This window comes from Ruegeria sp. CDSC079, assembly GCF_059610505.1.
In genome coordinates, this window is sequence record NZ_JBXWNT010000003.1 from 39,972 (window position 1) to 57,345 (window position 17,374).

The 17,374-nt window shown below is 57.1% G+C and carries 16 protein-coding genes; 3 read left to right on the forward strand and 13 right to left on the reverse strand.

Translation table 11 applies throughout. From position 1 onward, the window contains the following. Window positions 1-8: 8 nt before the first annotated feature. From AC2FIC_RS06065 to AC2FIC_RS06090, 6 genes are all read right to left on the reverse strand, one after another. Window positions 9-1,349 carry a S41 family peptidase gene (locus AC2FIC_RS06065; protein ID WP_142636359.1) on the reverse strand — a complete coding sequence of 447 codons (1,341 nt, stop codon included), beginning with the start codon at window positions 1,347-1,349 and terminating at the stop codon, window positions 9-11. Window positions 1,350-1,355: 6 nt separating this feature from the next. Then, the gene (locus tag AC2FIC_RS06070; RefSeq protein WP_281995101.1) at window positions 1,356-2,486 is read right to left on the reverse strand and encodes a murein hydrolase activator EnvC family protein; all 1,131 of its coding nucleotides are present in this window, start codon (window positions 2,484-2,486) and stop codon (window positions 1,356-1,358) included. Next, window positions 2,483-4,000 (reverse strand): 2,3-bisphosphoglycerate-independent phosphoglycerate mutase, encoded by a 1,518-nt coding sequence (gene gpmI / locus AC2FIC_RS06075; protein ID WP_496691584.1) that lies wholly within the window; start codon window positions 3,998-4,000, stop codon window positions 2,483-2,485. The genes AC2FIC_RS06070 and gpmI overlap by 4 nt, the downstream gene beginning before the upstream one ends. Before the next feature lie 104 nt (window positions 4,001-4,104). Continuing rightward, window positions 4,105-5,778 carry a sulfatase-like hydrolase/transferase gene (locus AC2FIC_RS06080; protein ID WP_496691583.1) on the reverse strand — a complete coding sequence of 558 codons (1,674 nt, stop codon included), beginning with the start codon at window positions 5,776-5,778 and terminating at the stop codon, window positions 4,105-4,107. A gap of 66 nt (window positions 5,779-5,844) precedes the next feature. Continuing rightward, window positions 5,845-6,081, reverse strand: a complete 237-nt coding sequence (nqrM, locus tag AC2FIC_RS06085) for a (Na+)-NQR maturation NqrM (protein ID WP_271948901.1) — start codon at window positions 6,079-6,081, stop codon at window positions 5,845-5,847. Window positions 6,082-6,095: 14 nt separating this feature from the next. Then, a complete protein-coding gene (locus AC2FIC_RS06090) occupies window positions 6,096-7,121 on the reverse strand; it encodes an FAD:protein FMN transferase (RefSeq protein WP_496691581.1) in 1,026 nt (341 codons plus the stop codon). Between the two features lie 363 nt (window positions 7,122-7,484). Here AC2FIC_RS06090 and AC2FIC_RS06095 point away from each other — a divergent pair, with 363 nt between their 5' ends. Next, complete coding sequence (locus tag AC2FIC_RS06095) at window positions 7,485-8,009, forward strand: CBS domain-containing protein (RefSeq protein ID WP_142636370.1); 525 nt, start codon at window positions 7,485-7,487, stop codon at window positions 8,007-8,009. A 3-nt stretch (window positions 8,010-8,012) separates the two neighbouring features. Here the strand turns inward: AC2FIC_RS06095 and AC2FIC_RS06100 are convergent, their stop codons facing one another. After that, complete coding sequence (locus AC2FIC_RS06100) at window positions 8,013-8,783, reverse strand: metallophosphoesterase family protein (RefSeq protein WP_281972906.1); 771 nt, start codon at window positions 8,781-8,783, stop codon at window positions 8,013-8,015. A gap of 159 nt (window positions 8,784-8,942) precedes the next feature. Here AC2FIC_RS06100 and AC2FIC_RS06105 point away from each other — a divergent pair, with 159 nt between their 5' ends. Together AC2FIC_RS06105 and tviB are read left to right on the forward strand one after the other, a co-directional pair. Next, window positions 8,943-9,956, forward strand: a complete 1,014-nt coding sequence (locus AC2FIC_RS06105; protein WP_271948911.1) for a GDP-mannose 4,6-dehydratase — start codon at window positions 8,943-8,945, stop codon at window positions 9,954-9,956. Between the two features lie 5 nt (window positions 9,957-9,961). After that, window positions 9,962-11,245, forward strand: coding sequence for a Vi polysaccharide biosynthesis UDP-N-acetylglucosamine C-6 dehydrogenase TviB (gene tviB / locus AC2FIC_RS06110; RefSeq protein WP_496691580.1), 1,284 nt, complete (start codon window positions 9,962-9,964; stop codon window positions 11,243-11,245). A gap of 53 nt (window positions 11,246-11,298) precedes the next feature. Here the strand turns inward: tviB and nqrF are convergent, their stop codons facing one another. Genes nqrF through AC2FIC_RS06140 form a run of 6 tightly spaced genes read right to left on the reverse strand, consistent with a single transcriptional unit; the run spans window position 11,299 to window position 17,159 of the window. Then, window positions 11,299-12,522 carry an NADH:ubiquinone reductase (Na(+)-transporting) subunit F gene (gene nqrF, locus AC2FIC_RS06115; protein WP_282021772.1) on the reverse strand — a complete coding sequence of 408 codons (1,224 nt, stop codon included), beginning with the start codon at window positions 12,520-12,522 and terminating at the stop codon, window positions 11,299-11,301. Between the two features lie 10 nt (window positions 12,523-12,532). Beyond that, window positions 12,533-13,141 (reverse strand): NADH:ubiquinone reductase (Na(+)-transporting) subunit E, encoded by a 609-nt coding sequence (nqrE, locus tag AC2FIC_RS06120; RefSeq protein ID WP_142636377.1) that lies wholly within the window; start codon window positions 13,139-13,141, stop codon window positions 12,533-12,535. After that, window positions 13,141-13,794, reverse strand: a complete 654-nt coding sequence (locus AC2FIC_RS06125; RefSeq protein ID WP_142636378.1) for an NADH:ubiquinone reductase (Na(+)-transporting) subunit D — start codon at window positions 13,792-13,794, stop codon at window positions 13,141-13,143. The genes nqrE and AC2FIC_RS06125 overlap by 1 nt, the downstream gene beginning before the upstream one ends. Continuing rightward, on the reverse strand, window positions 13,794-14,609 hold the full coding sequence (locus AC2FIC_RS06130) for a Na(+)-translocating NADH-quinone reductase subunit C (protein WP_496691579.1): 816 nt from the start codon (window positions 14,607-14,609) through the stop codon (window positions 13,794-13,796). Before AC2FIC_RS06130 ends, AC2FIC_RS06125 begins: the two co-directional genes overlap by 1 nt. Further along, window positions 14,602-15,810: an NADH:ubiquinone reductase (Na(+)-transporting) subunit B gene (locus AC2FIC_RS06135; RefSeq protein WP_271948924.1), complete on the reverse strand. Its 1,209-nt coding sequence runs from the start codon at window positions 15,808-15,810 to the stop codon at window positions 14,602-14,604. The genes AC2FIC_RS06130 and AC2FIC_RS06135 overlap by 8 nt, the downstream gene beginning before the upstream one ends. 5 nt (window positions 15,811-15,815) lie before the next feature. Beyond that, entirely contained in the window at window positions 15,816-17,159 is a 1,344-nt protein-coding gene (locus AC2FIC_RS06140) for a Na(+)-translocating NADH-quinone reductase subunit A (RefSeq protein WP_496691578.1), read from the reverse strand. Between the last annotated feature and the right edge of the window lie 215 nt (window positions 17,160-17,374).

Genomic DNA, 17,374 nt, shown 5'->3' on the forward strand with positions numbered 1-17,374 from the left:
CGGTTTCTTTATTGCGATGGCCCGTCCGGGTTGAAGGCTGACAGCCCCTTGAGGATGTCGATGGCATAGGCCAGCTGGTAATCCTCTTCCCGCAATTCGGCGGTGGCTTCGGCCTTGGCCCTATCTTCTTCGATCTGGCGGATTTCATCCTCGCTCAGGCTGTCATTGTTCAGACTGCCACGCAGATCAGCCTCGGAACGGGTGTTCCCATTGGCCTCTTCTTCCTCGGTCTCCGGGGCTGGGCGGGGCTGTTCAACGATGATGTCGGGGCTGACACCAAGCGCCTGAATAGACCGGCCCGACGGCGTGTAGTAGCGCGACGTGGTCAAACGCATCGCGCCATCGCTCCGCAGTGGCATGACAGTCTGGACCGAGCCTTTGCCGAAACTTTTGGTTCCCACAACGATTGCGCGGCGATGATCCTGCAGCGCGCCGGCTACAATCTCGGATGCTGAGGCGGACCCGCCATTGATCAGCACCACAATCGGCTTTCCTTCTGCCAGATCACCCACAGTTGCGTTGAAACGCTCACCATCGCTTGGATCGCGGCCACGGGTTGATACGATCTCACCCTCGTTTAAGAATGCGTCCGAAACCTTGATTGCCTGTGTCAGCAGACCACCGGGATTGTTGCGCAGGTCCAGAACGACACCATTCACCTTGTCGATCCCTCCGGCCTCTTCGATCTGCTCGGCCAGGCCTTCCTGCAAGTTGGGATAGGTTTGGTCGTTAAAGGTGGTCACACGCAGAACCACACTGGTCCCTTCGGTGCGCGCGCGTACTGCCGTCAGTTTGATCGTGTCGCGGATGATAGGCACGTCAAAAGGTTCCTGTTCACCCTCGCGGACAACGGTGATCACGATTTCCGAGCCCACCGGCCCGCGCATCAGATCGACCGCCTTGTCCAGGGTCAGGCCCAGTATGCTTTCGCCATCGACATGGGTGATGAAATCTCCGGCTTCGATCCCGGCCTCATCCGCAGGCGTATCATCGATCGGCGAGACAACTTTGACAAAGCCCTCTTCCTGCGTGACTTCGATACCCAGACCGCCAAACTCGCCACGGGTCTGGACCCGCATCTGTTCGGCATCATCCGGGGACAGATAGCTGGAATGCGGATCCAGCGAGGTCAGCATACCGTCAATGGCCGCCTCAATCAGGTCTTCGGGCTCAACCTCTTCGACATATTGCGCGCGGATGCGTTCGAAAATATCGCCAAACAGATCCAGCTGTTCATAGACACTGGCCTTGTTTTCGGCTTCTTGGGCAAGCAACGGACCGGCGATCTGCGTCGTTACAATCAGGCCTGCTATAGTTCCAGCCAAACCGGCCATCACAAATTTCTTCATACTCGTTTATCCATCCTTGTCGGTCCGAAACCACGATTCCGGGTCCACGGGGCTGTTATCCTGTCTTACCTCTATATAGAGCGTTTCTGATCGGTCAGTTCCAGTGCCATCACCGCTTGTTGACAAAATTGCGCCGATTTCCTTCGATTCTGCAGGCATCAATCCGACTGGCGTCCCCCGGGGAATCACCTGACCGGCTTCTCCGTAGACCTCTTGTAGCCCGGAAAAGACAAATAGAAGCCCCGGTTGCGGCTCGAGGATCACCAGATTCCCCAACTCCAGTAGTGGCCCGCGATACCGTATCGTGGCCGCCGTTGGCGAGGTGACTATTGCGCGCGGTCGGGTGCCCAATACGATACCAGGGCGTTTGACACCGGCCGCATCGGTTTCATTTGCCCGGTGCAGGATGATGCCCTGCGTCGGCAGCGCAATCTGACCCTTGATACTTGATATATCCGCATCCGTTTCGGCGATTTGCCCTTCGGAGATCTGGGAAAGCCCGCTGGCAAAACCGTCAAGCGTTTCAGTCGATGAGATCAGGATAGCTGTGCGGATCGGGTCCTCGACAAAGCGCCGCGGCAAATCCGTTCGGTCTGCGATGGCGGTGCTGAGCTGGGTGCGGGCATTCTGAACGCCGGTCAAGCCCTCGACCAAGGTTTCCGAGGCGCTTTGCTGCAGCAATCGCAGCGTGCGCACTTCCTGAAGATCACGCGCAAGAGACTGCGCTTTTGCGTTCAGGCCCGGCGTAACTTCGGACAGCATCATACCGGCCCGGGCCGAGCCCAACGGCCCTGACGGGTGTAGCATCAGAACCGGAGGCGCCGTGGTTTCGATCGTTTGCAATACGCCCAACAGCTGTGCCACATCCTTTTCCCGACTGCGCAATTCGGCTGTTAGCTGGGCTTCGCGTGTTGCCGCCCGTCGTAGGCCATCGCGCATGGCCGACAGACCCGCCTCATACGCCTGTATGGTTTCGGTCAGGGCACGGACCCGGTCGCGGGCGCTTTCGGCCTCGGTCAACGATACTGATGCCTGCTCAAGCATCTGCGCTGCATTCAATGCGGCGGTCGCGGGGTCGGTCTGGGCAACCGCCCTGGATGCAAAGAAGATCGCCAGAAGCAGCGCACGAAGCGTCATGAAAGCAGGCTCTTTCCAGTCATTTCAGGGGGCTGATCCAGCCCCATCAGGTCCAGCAATGTGGGTGCCAGATCAGACAGGCGCCCATCGTGCAGGGATGCCCCAGCGGGTCCCCCTACCAAGGCGACGGGCACGGGGTTCAGCGTATGGGCCGTATGCGGCCCGCCGGTTTCGGGGTCGACCATCATCTCGCAATTTCCGTGATCGGCGGTAATGATCATTGCGCCGCCTGCGTTTTCCAACGCGGCAACCACTTGCGCCAGCCCTTGATCCACAGCCTCGCAGGCGCGGATTGCCGCCTGCAGATCGCCGGTATGCCCAACCATATCCGGATTGGCATAATTGGTTATGATCAGATCATAGCCCGCCCCGATGGCTTCGACGAATTTTGCGGTTACTTCGGCCGATGACATCTCGGGTTGTAGGTCGTAGGTCGCCACTTTGGGTGATTTAGGCATAAAGCGGTCTTCGTTCGCCTCAGGCACTTCCTTGCCGCCATTGAGGAAGAAGGTCACATGCGGGTACTTCTCGGTCTCGGCGAGACGGAATTGGCTGAGCCCATGTTTCGCCACCCATTCACCCAGGGTATTCACGATTTCGCGCTTGGGGAACACCGTGGTCATATAGGCGCTGTGCCCGTCGGAGTATTCGACCATGCCCAGCAGGGCTGAAAGCTGCGGGCGCGGGCCGGTGTCGAAATCGTCAAAGCCGGGTTCGCCAATCGCCCGCAGGATTTCACGAGCCCGGTCGGCGCGAAAGTTGAGGCAGAAGAAACCGTCTCCGTCTGATATGCCGTCATACCCGGTGAGAACTGTCGGGACGATAAATTCGTCCGTTTCCGACTGCTGATAGGCCTGATCCACGGCATTGCGCGCCGAAACAGCGCTGCGCCCCTGCCCTTTGATCATTGCACCATAGGCTTCGCTGACACGTTCCCATCGGTTGTCGCGGTCCATGGCAAAATAGCGCCCGCAGACCGAGGCAACACGGGCGCCGTCGGGCAAGCGTTCCTCAAGCTCTGTGATATAGGTCGGCGCTGATTTCGGGGCCACATCCCGGCCATCCGTAACCGCGTGCAAGGCAACGGGCACACCAGCATCCGTTATCGCCTTTGCCGCAGCAATGATATGGTTCAGGTGGCCATGCACTCCCCCGTCCGAGACCACCCCCAACAGATGTGCTGTGCCACCTGCAGCCTTTACCCTACCGATAAAGTTCTGCAGCGCGGAGTTGGCAAAGAAAGAACCGTCCTCAATCGCCAGATCAATCTGGCCCAAATCCATCGCAACAACGCGGCCAGCCCCAATATTTGTGTGACCGACTTCGGAATTGCCCATCTGACCACTTGGCAGACCAACGTCCGGACCATGGGTGATCAGCTTGGCGTGTGGGCCCTTGGCCATGATCGCATCAAATGTTGGCGTGTCGGCAAGGTAAGGCGCATTGGCCTCGGTGTCCTCGGACAGGCCCCAGCCATCAAGAATACACAGGACGACGGGTTTCGGGGCGGTCATTTCGGCTCTCCGGGTTTGCTGCTCTTGGTTGGTCTTGTATCGCCTGCCCCGCGCAGGGTGAACCGCCTTTTGCCCTGATCAGGTCAGAATTCATGTTACAAAGGCTATTCCTTGCCGGTATGGTCCAGATAGGGGCGCGCTTTGCGGCCTCTGTATTTCACGGTCAAATCCAGTGGCGCGTCGTTTTCGTCATAGACTCCAATAACCACCCCTCTGCCCCGACTATTGGTGCGCATTTCGATCAGTTGCTGTTCGGAACGTGTTGTGCGCTGCGACGGGCGACGCGCCCAAGTGAACAGATGGTCATACATCTTGGCGATGATATCCGCGTGTTCAGCACTGTTGCCAAGGTCGGTTAGTTCATTCGGGTCGTTTTCAAGATCGAACAGCAGTGGCCGATGCCCGCCTTCGCAATGGATCAGCTTCCAATTCTTGTTGGCCACCATGAACATCACTGCATCCCGAACCGAGGCATTCAGCTTTTCCGCCATGGGCGAGGCGGAATAGTCATACTCACTGACTACCACATCCCGAGGTGTCTCGACCTGATGGCCACGCAAGATCGGCAACAAGGAGTGACCTTCCAGAATGTGACCCGACGCTTCGCCTCCGGCTATGTCCAAGAATGTTGGGGCGAGGTCGATGGACTCGACCAGCGCGTCGCTCACAGTGCCACGGGTCGCCTCAGCCTCGGGGGATGGGTCATAGATGATCAACGGCACCTTGACCGATGCGTCCTGGAAAAAGGTCTTCTCACCCATCCAGTGATCGCCCAGAAAATCCCCGTGGTCCGAGGTTAACACGATCATCGTGTCCTCCATCCGACCCGTCTTTTCCAGCCATGCGAACAGCCGGCCCATCTGGTCGTCGGCCTGCTTGATCAGACCCATATAAGCGGGGATCACGGCGTCGCGCACATCCTGCCGCGAGAACGCCTCGCCAACCTTGGTGTCCATGAATGCCCGGAGCACCGGATGGGCATTCCGGCGTTCCGCCTCAGACCGGACCACGGGCAGGATATGTTCCGGTCCGTACATTGAGGCATAGGGTTCTGGCACCACATAGGGCCAATGCGGTTTGATAAAGCTCAGGTGGCAACACCAGGGGCCGTCATGGGTTTCCATGAATTCGATCCCGCGCCCGGTCAGATAGGGCGTTTCGCTGTCTTCCTCGGCAATATTCGCCGGCTGGGAAGAGTTCTTGAGAAACCAGCCCGACAGAACATTGCCCTCAGCGTCGAGACCTGAATTGGCGAAGTCATGCCAGGGGTTGTCGCTGTCATATCCTTTGGCCGATAGGTATTTGTTGTATTCCTTGGCCCCGTCCGGGTCATAATACCCATCCGGCCCTTCGGGCAGCATTCCGTCATCACGCTCGAACACGTCGAACCCGCATTCGGCCACACGAGCACCGATCAGACTGTCCGGCTCCAGCCCCAATCGCGCCAATCCCTCGGCATCCGCACGCATATGGGTCTTGCCCACCAGCCAACAGTCCATCCCAGCCTTGCGCAGATGATCACCCATGGTCATCTCACCCACTTTCAGCGGGATTCCATTCCAAGAAGCCCCATGCGAATGCACATAGCGCCCGGTATAGGTCGACATACGGGAGGAACCGCAAATAGGAGACTGGATATAGGCCCTGTCGAACCGCACACCACGCGCTGCCAGGCGGTCTATGTTGGGGGTGTGCAGATGCGGATGTCCGTAACAGCTCAGATAGTCCCAGCGCAGCTGGTCGAACATGATGAACAGGATGTTTCTTGCTTTGGCCAAATCTGCGCCCCCGTTATTCAGGGACCTGCTTAGCCAATTCCAACCGCCAAACGAAGCGCTAAGTTATTAGGCCTGCCGTTCCATCTGCTCAAGCATCTTTTGGGCGCGTTTGCACTGAAGCTTGTCGCGCAAGGGGCTGTTAGGGTCCACGTCCTTTTGGCAGACCACACATTTATCCGCACCCGAGATCGCATTCAGGCCACCGCAGCTGCCCTTGATGGTCTTACCCATCAACATTACACCCAGCGACATGCCAACCATGATGATCAGCAGCAGAATGAAGGCCAGAATAAAAGTGCTCATCTCAGCTCAACCCGTCAGTTGGTGCCCAACGCCTCTTTGAACGCTGTGCTGTGTACCGTGATATAGGCATCCTCACCGCCTGTCACATCCCGCGAGATGAAATACACGGCAAGTTTATGCGTCTCGGCAAGTTTCAAACCCTTTTCCTGACCCAAGGCCAACATCGCTGTCGCCCAAGCATCTGCCATCATAGCATTTTCGGCCAGTACCGTGACTGAAGTGGTCCGATGCGTGATCGGGCGGCCAGTAGTTGGGTCAATGATATGCGAATACCGCACACCATCTTGTTCAAAGAAATTCTTGTAGTCGCCCGAGGTCGCCATGCCCAGATCGTCAAGCTGTACGATCAACTGCAGATTCTGCGCATCGGCCTGGGGTTTTTCGATCCCGATCCGCCAAGTCTCACCCTTGTCGTTATCGCCTCTTGTGACCAGATCGCCGCCGATCTCGACCATATAGTCCTCAATCCCAGCCGTGCGCAGCGTTTCGGCCACGGCGTCGATACCATACCCCTTGGCAATGGCGGACAGGTTAATTCCGACTCCGGCATCGGCCTTCGCCAAAGTTCCGGCATCGCGATCCAGTTGCAGCAATCTGGCCTGTCCGACCTTGCCCAAAGCCGCCTGGATGTCAGCATCTGCGGGCACCGGATCTTCCGGTTTGCGCGGACCAAAGCCCCAAAGCTCAATCAGCGGGCCGAGAGTCACGTCGAATGTACCCCTGGATTTCTCGTGCACATCATTCGCGGCATCAAGCACCAGCGCAAATTCATCCGAAATGGCTACAGGTTCAGTGCTGCCCGAGTCCGAAAATGTCGAAACCTCGGAATTTGGGTCCCAGTTCGACATCTTTGCGTTAACTTCGGCCAGTGTCTGTTCGACCGCACCCGCCAGCGCTTCTTCATCAACATCGACACCGATGGCCGTGATGTTGAAGGTCGTCCCCATCGTTTCGCCTGACAGGCGTACCACCTCGGGCTCTTTGTCGAACAAGCAGCCGGAAATAAGTGTGGCGACAGCCAGGACTGGCAAGAAACGCATGTGGGTCCCTCCTGAGGAAAAGCGTGCCCGGCGTATGACAGCGGCCCCAATCAGAGTCAAACCTGCATCAGGCTTTCAGCGGCAGGAAGCCTAGCGCCAACAAACCGATTCCGGCGGGAACCCCGAACAGCCATGCTTTCTTCTGCCATCCTGGAGCCTGCTGTTTCCAGGTCATGCGAAAATTATGGCCACAAACGACAACCGCAAAAAATATCAGCGCGGCAACAGGGGGGGTCAGATAAAAGTTGGACAACGGGCCGGATTTCCTTGGTTTTTGGCAGTTTTCCCCGGTTTGGGCATTTGTACCCTATACAGGTCATATGGCTGCGGTAAGGTGAAAAGCAAAGCAAGAGGAGATTGCCCATGGCCCCAAGCTCTTACCAGCCACCGACACGCGGCGACAAGGCCGCGGCTGCCTCGCATAGCCAGTCGGTTGAATCGAACCTTTCTCATACACAGACAACAGTCGAAAAGCTGCTTGTTGGCAAAGGGGACGCGGTTTTTTCCGTGCGCCCGAAAGACACAATTCATTCGGTGGTGAATATCCTCAAGGAAAAGCGGATCGGCGCTGTGGTGGTGACAGATCAGAATGGTACGCTTCAGGGTATCCTGTCCGAGCGTGATATTGTGCGCCGTATGGCCGATACTCCGGGCCAGACCCTGCCCCAATCTGTCGAAGATCTGATGACCCGCAGCGTACAGACCTGCGCGCCCGAGGATCTGTTGAACGATGTGCTGAAAACCATGACGGAGGGGCGCTTTCGCCACATGCCCGTCCTCAGCGATGGCCATCTTCGTGGCGTGATCACGATCGGTGATGTCGTGCATTTCCGCCTCAAAGAGCTGGAGTATGAAGCCCTTCGCATGAAGCAGATGATCGTCGGTTGACAGCTATTCCGGCTGCTCGTCGGTTGCGATGAACCGGACCTCGCCGGCGCGAACATTAGTGGCGGTCAGCCTGCCACTGAAGAAGGCGCCGGTGTCGATCGAAACAACACCATTCTCAGCGCGGGGCTCTGACGTGATCGTATGACCATGGACAACCCACTGACCATCTTCGCGCATTTGCCGTGAAAAATTTGGGTGGCCCCACAGGCAAACCTGGCGTGTTTGGTCGTCCAAAGCCTTGCCCGGGTCCAGACCTGCGTGCACCACGGTAACGTTTCCGCTGGTCCAGGTCAGGGGACGGTCGTGCAGCCAAGACAGCAAATCATCGCCCATTGCGCGTCGCAATCTGTCAGCCACCGAGACAGCATCCGCACCAACCGTGTCTTCATCCACACCGGTAATTCCAAATGAGGCGAGCGTTTGTAGGCCACCGTTTTGCAGCCAAAGCCTGCCGACCCGTTTTGGGTCATCGGTGAACCGCAACAGCATCTCCTCGTGATTACCCAGCAGGCAAATGAAATCATTGCCTCGGACCCGGCTAAGGTGCCGTAACTGGTGCAGCACCTGGGCGCTGTAATTGCCACGATCAATGTAGTCCCCGACAAAGATTGTGGGGCAATCTGGATCCAGCCTTGCCAGCAAAGTCTGCAACAGATCCAATCGCCCGTGGATATCCCCAACGGCATAAAACCTCTGGTCAGGCGCGATGTCAGAAACTGAATTCTGTGCCGCCTGAGGTTTTTTCCATCTGGTTTTGATCCAATCCCACACCATCGCAATTTCCTACCCTGACTGGCGGGCAACAACAATCCGCAAGTGAATTAGGGTTCCGGATTGCCCCAATGGCGCGGTTTGTGGGAAAATCCCCTTGACCTTGAGGGGCTGAAAGTATCCCTGATGTTTCAAACGGTTTTGGTTTGCGTCGAGGGTTAAATGAAGCGCGTATTAGTCACAGGCACAGCAGGGTTCATCGGTTTTCACCTGGCAAAACTACTACTGGCCGAGGGGTTTCAGGTTCACGGCTACGATGGGATGACGGATTATTACGACGTCTCGCTCAAGCAGCGCCGCCATCAGATGCTCTTGCAATCCCCTGGGTTTTCCGCAACCGAGGATCTTTTGGAAAACTACGACCAGCTTGCAAAGGTCGCTGAGGAGTTCCAGCCCGAAGTGATCGTGCATCTCGCGGCGCAGGCTGGTGTCCGCTATAGCCTTGAGGACCCGCGCAGCTATATCAATTCCAACGTGGTCGGCACGTTCAACGTCATGGAAATCGCGCGCGAGCATAAGGTAGACCACCTTCTGATGGCTTCGACATCCTCGGTTTATGGCGCCAACGAGGTCATGCCCTTTACTGAGGTCGAAAAGGCCGACACACCGCTGACGATTTACGCCGCAACCAAAAAGGCAAACGAGGCGATGGGCCATTCCTATGCTCATTTGTGGAACCTGCCCACGACCATGTTTCGGTTCTTCACCGTGTATGGAACCTGGGGGCGACCCGATCTTGCGCTCTACAAATTTGTGGACGCCATCCTGGATGACCGCCCGATCGATATCTATAACCACGGCGACATGTATCGGGATTTCACCAATGTCGAAGACCTTGTCCGCGGTATCCGACTGCTGATCGACGTCCCTCCGGTGCGGCCTGACAGCGCAGATGAGATTGAAGAAGGTGACAGCCTGTCGCCGGCGGCGCCCTGGCGCGTGGTGAATATCGGCAATGGCGACAAAGTGCGGCTGATGGATTTTATCGAAGCCATTGAGGAAGCTATCGGCAAGAAAGCCATCCGCAATTACATGCCTATGCAGATGGGTGATGTTCCTGCCACTTGGGCGAATAGTGATCTGCTGCAAAAGCTGACCGGCTATCGTCCGCAGACAAATTTCAAAGATGGAATCGCCCAGTTTGTCGAATGGTTCCGCGACTATCATGGTAAGTGACGCATATGCTTGAAACCGACCCCAATTCCCGAAAGATTGCTGTGATCGGGCTGGGTTATGTCGGCCTGCCCCTGGCCGTGGCCTTCGGCAAAATTGGCAAGGTGATCGGATTTGACATCAATGCGGCGCGGGTTGAGGCACTACGCGCTGGTGTAGATGCAACGCATGAGGTTGAGCCACATGACCTGAGCGCGGCGGGCGGCCTGAAATTCACAACCAACCCCTCGGAGATTGCCGATTGCGATACCTATGTCGTAACCGTCCCCACGCCGATCACCGCAGGTAAGCAGCCTGATTTAGCTCCCCTTCTGGCCGCGTCAGAAACAGTTGGCCACATATTGAAACCCGGTGATTTGGTGATCTACGAATCCACCGTCTATCCCGGCGCAACCGAAGAAGATTGCGTTCCGGTGCTGGAACGCGCCTCGGGCCTGACTTTCAACACGGATTTCTTTGCAGGCTACAGCCCCGAGCGGATCAACCCCGGTGACAAGACCCACCGTATCGCGGACATCTGCAAAGTCACCGCTGGTTCAACCCCGCAGGTCGCTGATCTAGTTGACGCGCTCTATGCCCGGATCATCACCGCTGGAACCTACAAGACCGAAAGCATCCGCGTGGCTGAGGCCGCGAAGGTGATCGAAAACACCCAGCGCGACCTGAATATCGCTCTGGTGAACGAGTTGGCGATGATCTTCGGTCGCATGGGCATCGATACCGAGGCTGTGCTGCGCGCAGCCGGAACCAAGTGGAACTTCCTGCCCTTCCGCCCCGGTCTGGTCGGCGGGCATTGCATCGGCGTGGATCCTTACTACCTGACGCACAAGGCCGAGGCCGTGGGCCATCACCCGCAGATCATCCTTGCAGGGCGGCGCCTGAATGACAGGATGGGCAGCTATGTAGTGTCGCAACTGGTCAAACGTATGACCCGTTGCGGTATCAATGTTGGCGCCGCCCGTGTTCTGGTGATGGGCCTGACGTTCAAGGAAAACTGCCCCGACCTGCGCAACACCCGTGTCGTCGACATTATCGAAGAATTGCAAAGCTATGGCATCAGCGTCGATGTCCACGACCCTCATGCCGACCCCAAAGCTGCGCAAGAAGAATACGACCTGGACCTGATCGACCAACCTGAGCCAGGGCTCTATGACGGGGTCGTCCTGGCCGTCGCGCATGCGGAATATCGTGCACTCGATCCTTTGCAGTTTCGAGCCTATGGCAAAGAAAACAGCGTAGTCTTCGACATCAAATCCTGCCTGCCACGCGAGGCAAGCGACCTGCGCCTGTAATCGAACCAAAGGACCTAAAATGAAACCGGCGCCACAGGGCGCCGGATAACTGATTACCCGCCGAAATCGTCGAGCATGATATCTTCGCGGTCCACACCCAGATCCAGCAGCATGTTGATGACCGACTGGTTCATGATCGGCGGTCCGCACATGTAGAACTCGCAATCCTCGGGTGCCGGGTGGTTCTTGAGGTATTCGTCGAACAGCACGTTATGGATAAAGCCGGTATAGCCTTTCCAGTCATCCTCGGGCTGGGCATCCGACAGGGCGACATGCCATTCGAAATTGTCGAACTCTTCCGCGAGGCTGTCGAAATCCTCGACAAAGAACATCTCTTTCTTGGACCGGGCACCGTACCAGAAGGTGATCTTGCGGTCGCGATTCTCAAGCCGTTTGAGCTGGTCGAAAATATGGCTGCGCATGGGCGCCATACCAGCACCGCCACCGATGAACACCATCTCTCTTCCGGTCTCGCGGGCGAAGAATTCACCGAATGGACCCGAGATCGTTACCTTGTCACCCGGTTTCAGGTTGAAGATATACGACGACATCTGGCCCGCCGGTATCCCTTCGGAACCCGGAGGCGGTGAGGCAACCCGGACGTTCAGCATGATCATGCCCTTTTCATCCGGATAGTTGGCCATGGAATAGGCGCGTTCGATGGGTTCGGCAACGACCGAGTCGTACTGCCACAGATTGAAGCGATCCCAATCTTCGCGATATTCTTCCTCGACATCGAAATCAGTGTATTTCAGCGCATGGGCGGGGGCTTCGATCTGGATATAGCCACCAGCGCGGAAATTCACATCCTCGCCTTCGGGCAGGTCCAGCGTCAGCGCTTTGATAAATGTGGCAACGTTTTCGTTCGACCGAACCGTGCATTCCCATTTCTTGACGCCAAAGACTTCTTCGGGGACCTCGATATCCATGTCTTGTTTAACAGCAACCTGACAAGACAGACGATCGCCACAAGCGGCCTCGCGTTTGGTGATATGGCTTTCTTCGGTCGGCAGGATCGAGCCACCGCCGGAATGGACGCGTACGCGGCATTGTGCGCAGGTCCCGCCGCCGCCACAGGCCGATGGCACGAATAGTTTCTCGGCCGCCAACGTTTGCAGCAATTTGCCGCCAGCGGGCACGGACACAGTTTTCTCACCATTGATGGTGATGTTGACATTGCCTGTCGACACCAGCCGGGACCGTGCAGCCATGATAAGGGCGACAAGCGCCAATACGATCAGCGTGAAAAGAATGACGCCAAGGCTAAAGGTTTCCATTGCCGCCTCCTTACAGTTTCACGCCCGAGAAGGACATGAAGGCCATCGCCATCAGTCCCGCGGTGATAAAGGTGATCCCCAGACCTTGAAGGCCGTCGGGAATGTCCGAGTATTTCAGCTTTTCGCGCACGCCCGCCATTGCAGTTATCGCCAGCGCCCAGCCAAAGCCCGAAGACAGACCATAGGTCGTCGCCTCTGCAAAGTTATAATCCCGCTCGACCATGAACAGCGATCCACCCAGGATGGCACAGTTCACCGTGATCAAAGGCAGGAAAATCCCCAGCGCGTTGTAGAGCGGTGGGAAATACTTGTCCAAGACCATCTCAAGGATCTGAACCATGGCCGCGATCACACCGATATACGAGATCAGGCCAAGGAAGGTCAGGTCCACATCTGGGAACCCAGCCCAGGCCAATGCGCCGGGCTTCAACAGATAGGTCAGCAGCAGGTTGTTGGCGGGAACGGTGATCGCCTGCACGACCATGACCGAGATCCCCAGACCCAGCGCGGTCGAGATTTTCTTGGACACGGCGATGAAGGTACACATGCCAAGAAAAAAGCTGAGCGCAAGGTTTTCGACAAAGATGGCCTTTACGGCCAGTGAGATAAGCCCTTCCATCAGTGTGCCTCTACCTGCTGGATTTTGTATTCACGTTCTTCGACCTGGTTCGGCTTCCATGTACGGAAGGCCCAGATGATCAGGCCGATGATGAAGAACGCCGAAGGCGGCAACAGCAGCATACCGTTAGGTACGTACCAGCCGCCATTGTTTACGGTCTGCAAGATGGTGACACCGAACAGCGACCCGGCCCCCAACAGCTCGCGGATAAAGCCGACTAGCAACAGGATCAGCCCATAGCCCATGCCGTTGCCAACACCGTCGATAAAAGATGCGATCGGGGGGTTCTTCATCGCAAATGCCTCGGCACGGCCCATCACGATACAGTTTGTGATGATCAGCCCGACGAAAACCGACAGGGTTTTCGAAATCTGGAAGGCATAGGCCTTGAGAACCTGATCCACCAGGATCACCAGCGACGCGATGATCACCATCTGAACGATGATCCGGATTGAGCCGGGTATCTGGTTGCGCAGCATCGAAATGAACATCGACGAGAAGGCGGTCACGAAGGTCACAGCCAGCGCCATTACAAAGGCCACCTGCAACGAAGAAGTCACGGCCAGCGCGGAACAGATGCCCAGGACCTGCAGCGTGATCGGGTTATTGTCGACAAGCGGGTCGACCAGCATCTCTTTCTTGGTCTGAGACATCAAAACTCTCCTGCTTGCAGTTTGGCCAGGAACCGGGCGTAGCCCGCGTCACCCATCCAGAATTTCACCAGGTTATCGACACCAACCGAGGTCAGAGTGGCCCCAGCAAGCGCGTCGACATAGAAATCGGGACCGGCGGCGGGTTGCGACTTGGCGACGGTAATCTGCAGCTCGCCTGCATCGTCGCGCAATTTCTTGCCATTCCACAGACCTTTCCATCGCGGGTTGTCCACCTCGGCGCCAAGGCCGGGGGTCTCACCATGCTGATAGAACTGCAGGCCATAGATGTCGTTGCCGTTATTTTCTAGAGCGATAAAACCATAGAGCGTCGACCACAGGCCATAACCATGCAGCGGCAGGATCACTTTGTCTAAATCGCCCGCATCATCGCGCAACAGATAGATCACTCGGTACTTGGCCTGACGACCAATACCCGCCGGGTCAGTGTCCAATGCTACGCTGAGTTCAGGATCACTTGCTGCGGCCTGGTCATCAAAGGTTGCCGGATCGAACTGATCGTCGACAAATTCGCCGGTGGCAAGCTCGAGCACATGCGGCTCGAACGCAGCGAAGGCTTCGGTCACGTCTATGCCCGGCTCGAAGACACCAGCCACCTGCAAAACGTTAACCTGTTTGTCCTTCAGCGCGTTGGCTTCTTGCACCGGGCGCAGGCTGACCGCAGCAGCGGAGACCACCATCGAGGCAACAAGACAGACGGCAACGGCGACGAAGATCGTCTTGCCAACCGAATCCGGCGAGGCGGCCAGAAAGCGAGCCAATGCGCCCTTGGGTTCTTGAGGTTGCGGATCAGACATGGCGACGCGCCCTCCGTTTGATATTGGCCTGCACGACGAAATAGTCGATCAGCGGTGCAAAGACATTGCCGAACAGGATGGCCAGCATCATGCCTTCGGGGAAGGCCGGATTGATCACGCGTATCATCACAACCATCACACCGATCAAAGCGCCATAGATATAGCGGCCCAGGTTGGTGTGGCTGGCGGAAACCGGTTCGGTCACCATGAAGGCCAGGCCAAATGCATACCCACCCAGAACCACATGCCAATACCACGGCATCGCGAACATCGGGTTGGTATCCGACCCGATCAGGTTCAGCAGCAGAGTAAATCCGATGGTCCCGGCCAGACAGCCAACGATCAGGCGGTAATTGGCAATCTTGGTCATCAGCAGGAAGGCCATACCGATCAAGCAGGCCAAGGTCGAGGTCTCGCCAAAGCTGCCCTGAATGGTGCCGTAAAAAGCGCTGGACCATGTGATCCCTTCGGCAGCAAGAGCCTGTACGCCCTCGGCCGCTGACACCGCCAGCGCGGTTGCACCCGAGAACCCGTCAACCGGGGTCCAGACCGAGTCACCCGACATCTGCGCAGGATAAGCGAAGTACAGGAACGCACGACCAACCAGCGCGGGGTTAAGGAAGTTCTTGCCAGTGCCGCCAAATACCTCTTTGCCGATCACCACACCGAAGATGATGCCCAAAGCCACCTGCCACAAGGGTGTAGTGGCCGGCATAATCAGTGTATAAAGCATTGATGTTACAAGGAAACCTTCGTTCACCTCATGGCGGCGCACGGTGGCAAAGATGACCTCGAATATACCGCCTGCGACCAGTGTGACGATGTAGATAGGCAGAAAATACATCAACCCGTGCATCACATTTGCAAAGACACTGCTGGGGTCCAGCGAGAGACCAAACATCTGGAGCAGAGCGATGCGCCAACCGGTGGCAGAGTCCGGCCCGAGGCTGGCGATGGCCGAGTTGGCCTGATAGCCGGTGTTCCACATCCCCCAAAGGATACAGGGAATGGTCGCGATCACGACATAGGTCATGATCCGCTTCATATCCACGTAAGACCGCGCATGCGGGGCCACTGAGGTCACGGTTTTCGGAGTGTAGATAAAGCTTTCGACCATCTCGTAGATGGGGAAATACTTTTCGTACTTGCCGCCCTTGGTAAAGTTCGGCTCGATCCGATCGAAGAAGCTGCGCAAACCCATTTGGATCAGCCCTCCTTTTCAATCTTGTTCAGGCAGTCGCGCAGCGCCAGCCCGTATTCATATTTTGCCGGACAGGCAAAGCCGACAAGGCCCAGATCCTCTTCGTCCAGCTCTAGCGCGCCCAGAGCTTGCGCAGTATCGGTGTCCATCACCAGTAGTGCCCGCAGCAGTTGCGTCGGCAGATAGTCCTGCGGCATCAGCTCTTCGAACGTACCCGTGGGCACCATGGCGCGGCGCCCCCCATTCAGATTCGAACTGAGCGCGTACAGCTTTTTGGCGAAAGCAGAACCCAGCACCGGCTGAACCGCAAATTTCGAAGGCATCGGGCGGATCCAACCCATCGGAATCTGGTCGTGGTCCTCACGGATGATGGTCATCTGCCTTGCAAAACGCCCCAGAAAAGCCGTTGGGCCATCCGCATGCTGACCAGATAGGATCGAGCCCGAAATGATCCGTACCGTGCCGTCCACATCAATCTCATCCCGGGTGAGGTCTTCGGTCGACGCTCCCATCACCGTACGGATCAGGCGCGGCTGACGGGCACCCGGGCCAGTCAGGGCGATCACCAGATTAGGGTCCAGATGGCCCGTCTGCATCAGGCGGCCAATCGCGATGACATCCTGATACCCGATGGTCCAGACCTGCTTTTCGCCCGCAAGCGGTTCGAGGAAATGGATGTGGGTTCCGGCCAAACCCGCAGGATGCGGACCAGAGAATGCCGCCGCCTCAACGTCTGGCAGATCGCTACCCGGAACCGAAGCACCGTCCTGCTGGCACAAATAGGTTTTGCCCTCGGACAGCTTGGATACGGCTACCAGACCATCCGCAAATGCTTTGCCCGCGTCATTGATGATGAGTTCTGCATCTCCGGCCAGTGGCTCGCTATCCATGGCGGTGACGAAAATCGCTGCTGGCTTGGTGCCCGGAACTGGCATCTTGGAATAGGGACGCGTACGGAAAGCGGTCCACAACCCCGCGGCGCATAGCTTGGCGGTGACACCCTCGGTGCTGTCCGCATCACCAACACCCGAGAAATCGATACCCGTGTCGTTGGCATCCGCAACCTCAATCACAACGCTCTGCAAAACCCGGCGCGCACCACGGTTGATGGCAACGATCTTACCACTTAGCGGGGCGACCATCATCGCCTCGGGTGCGTCCTTGTGACAGAATAACGGAGTGCCACGTTGAACGTCATCCCCCTCCTGAACCAGCATTCGCGGTTTCAAGCCAAGGTAATCGCCCCCCAAAACCCCAACAGTCTTGAATTCTGGACCCGGATGGATGGTTTGCTCCGGTGCGCCTTGCACCGGCAACTCCAACCCTTTTTTCAGTTTGAAAGTTTGCATGTCGCTACGGTCTTCCAAGCCTCTTTACCTGTGCCGGCTGAGCCAACACCTATCTAGTGTCAGACAATAACGCGAGAATTCCAAGCAGTCGTCGCAAAAGCGTCGAATTGCGACTGAAATCCGCGGCCGTCCCTCTGATTGTGGCCCCTTTACGCGGGGATGATACCAAAAGCAAACCTGTAACCGTCAAAATTCCCTCACGGTATTCACTTTCT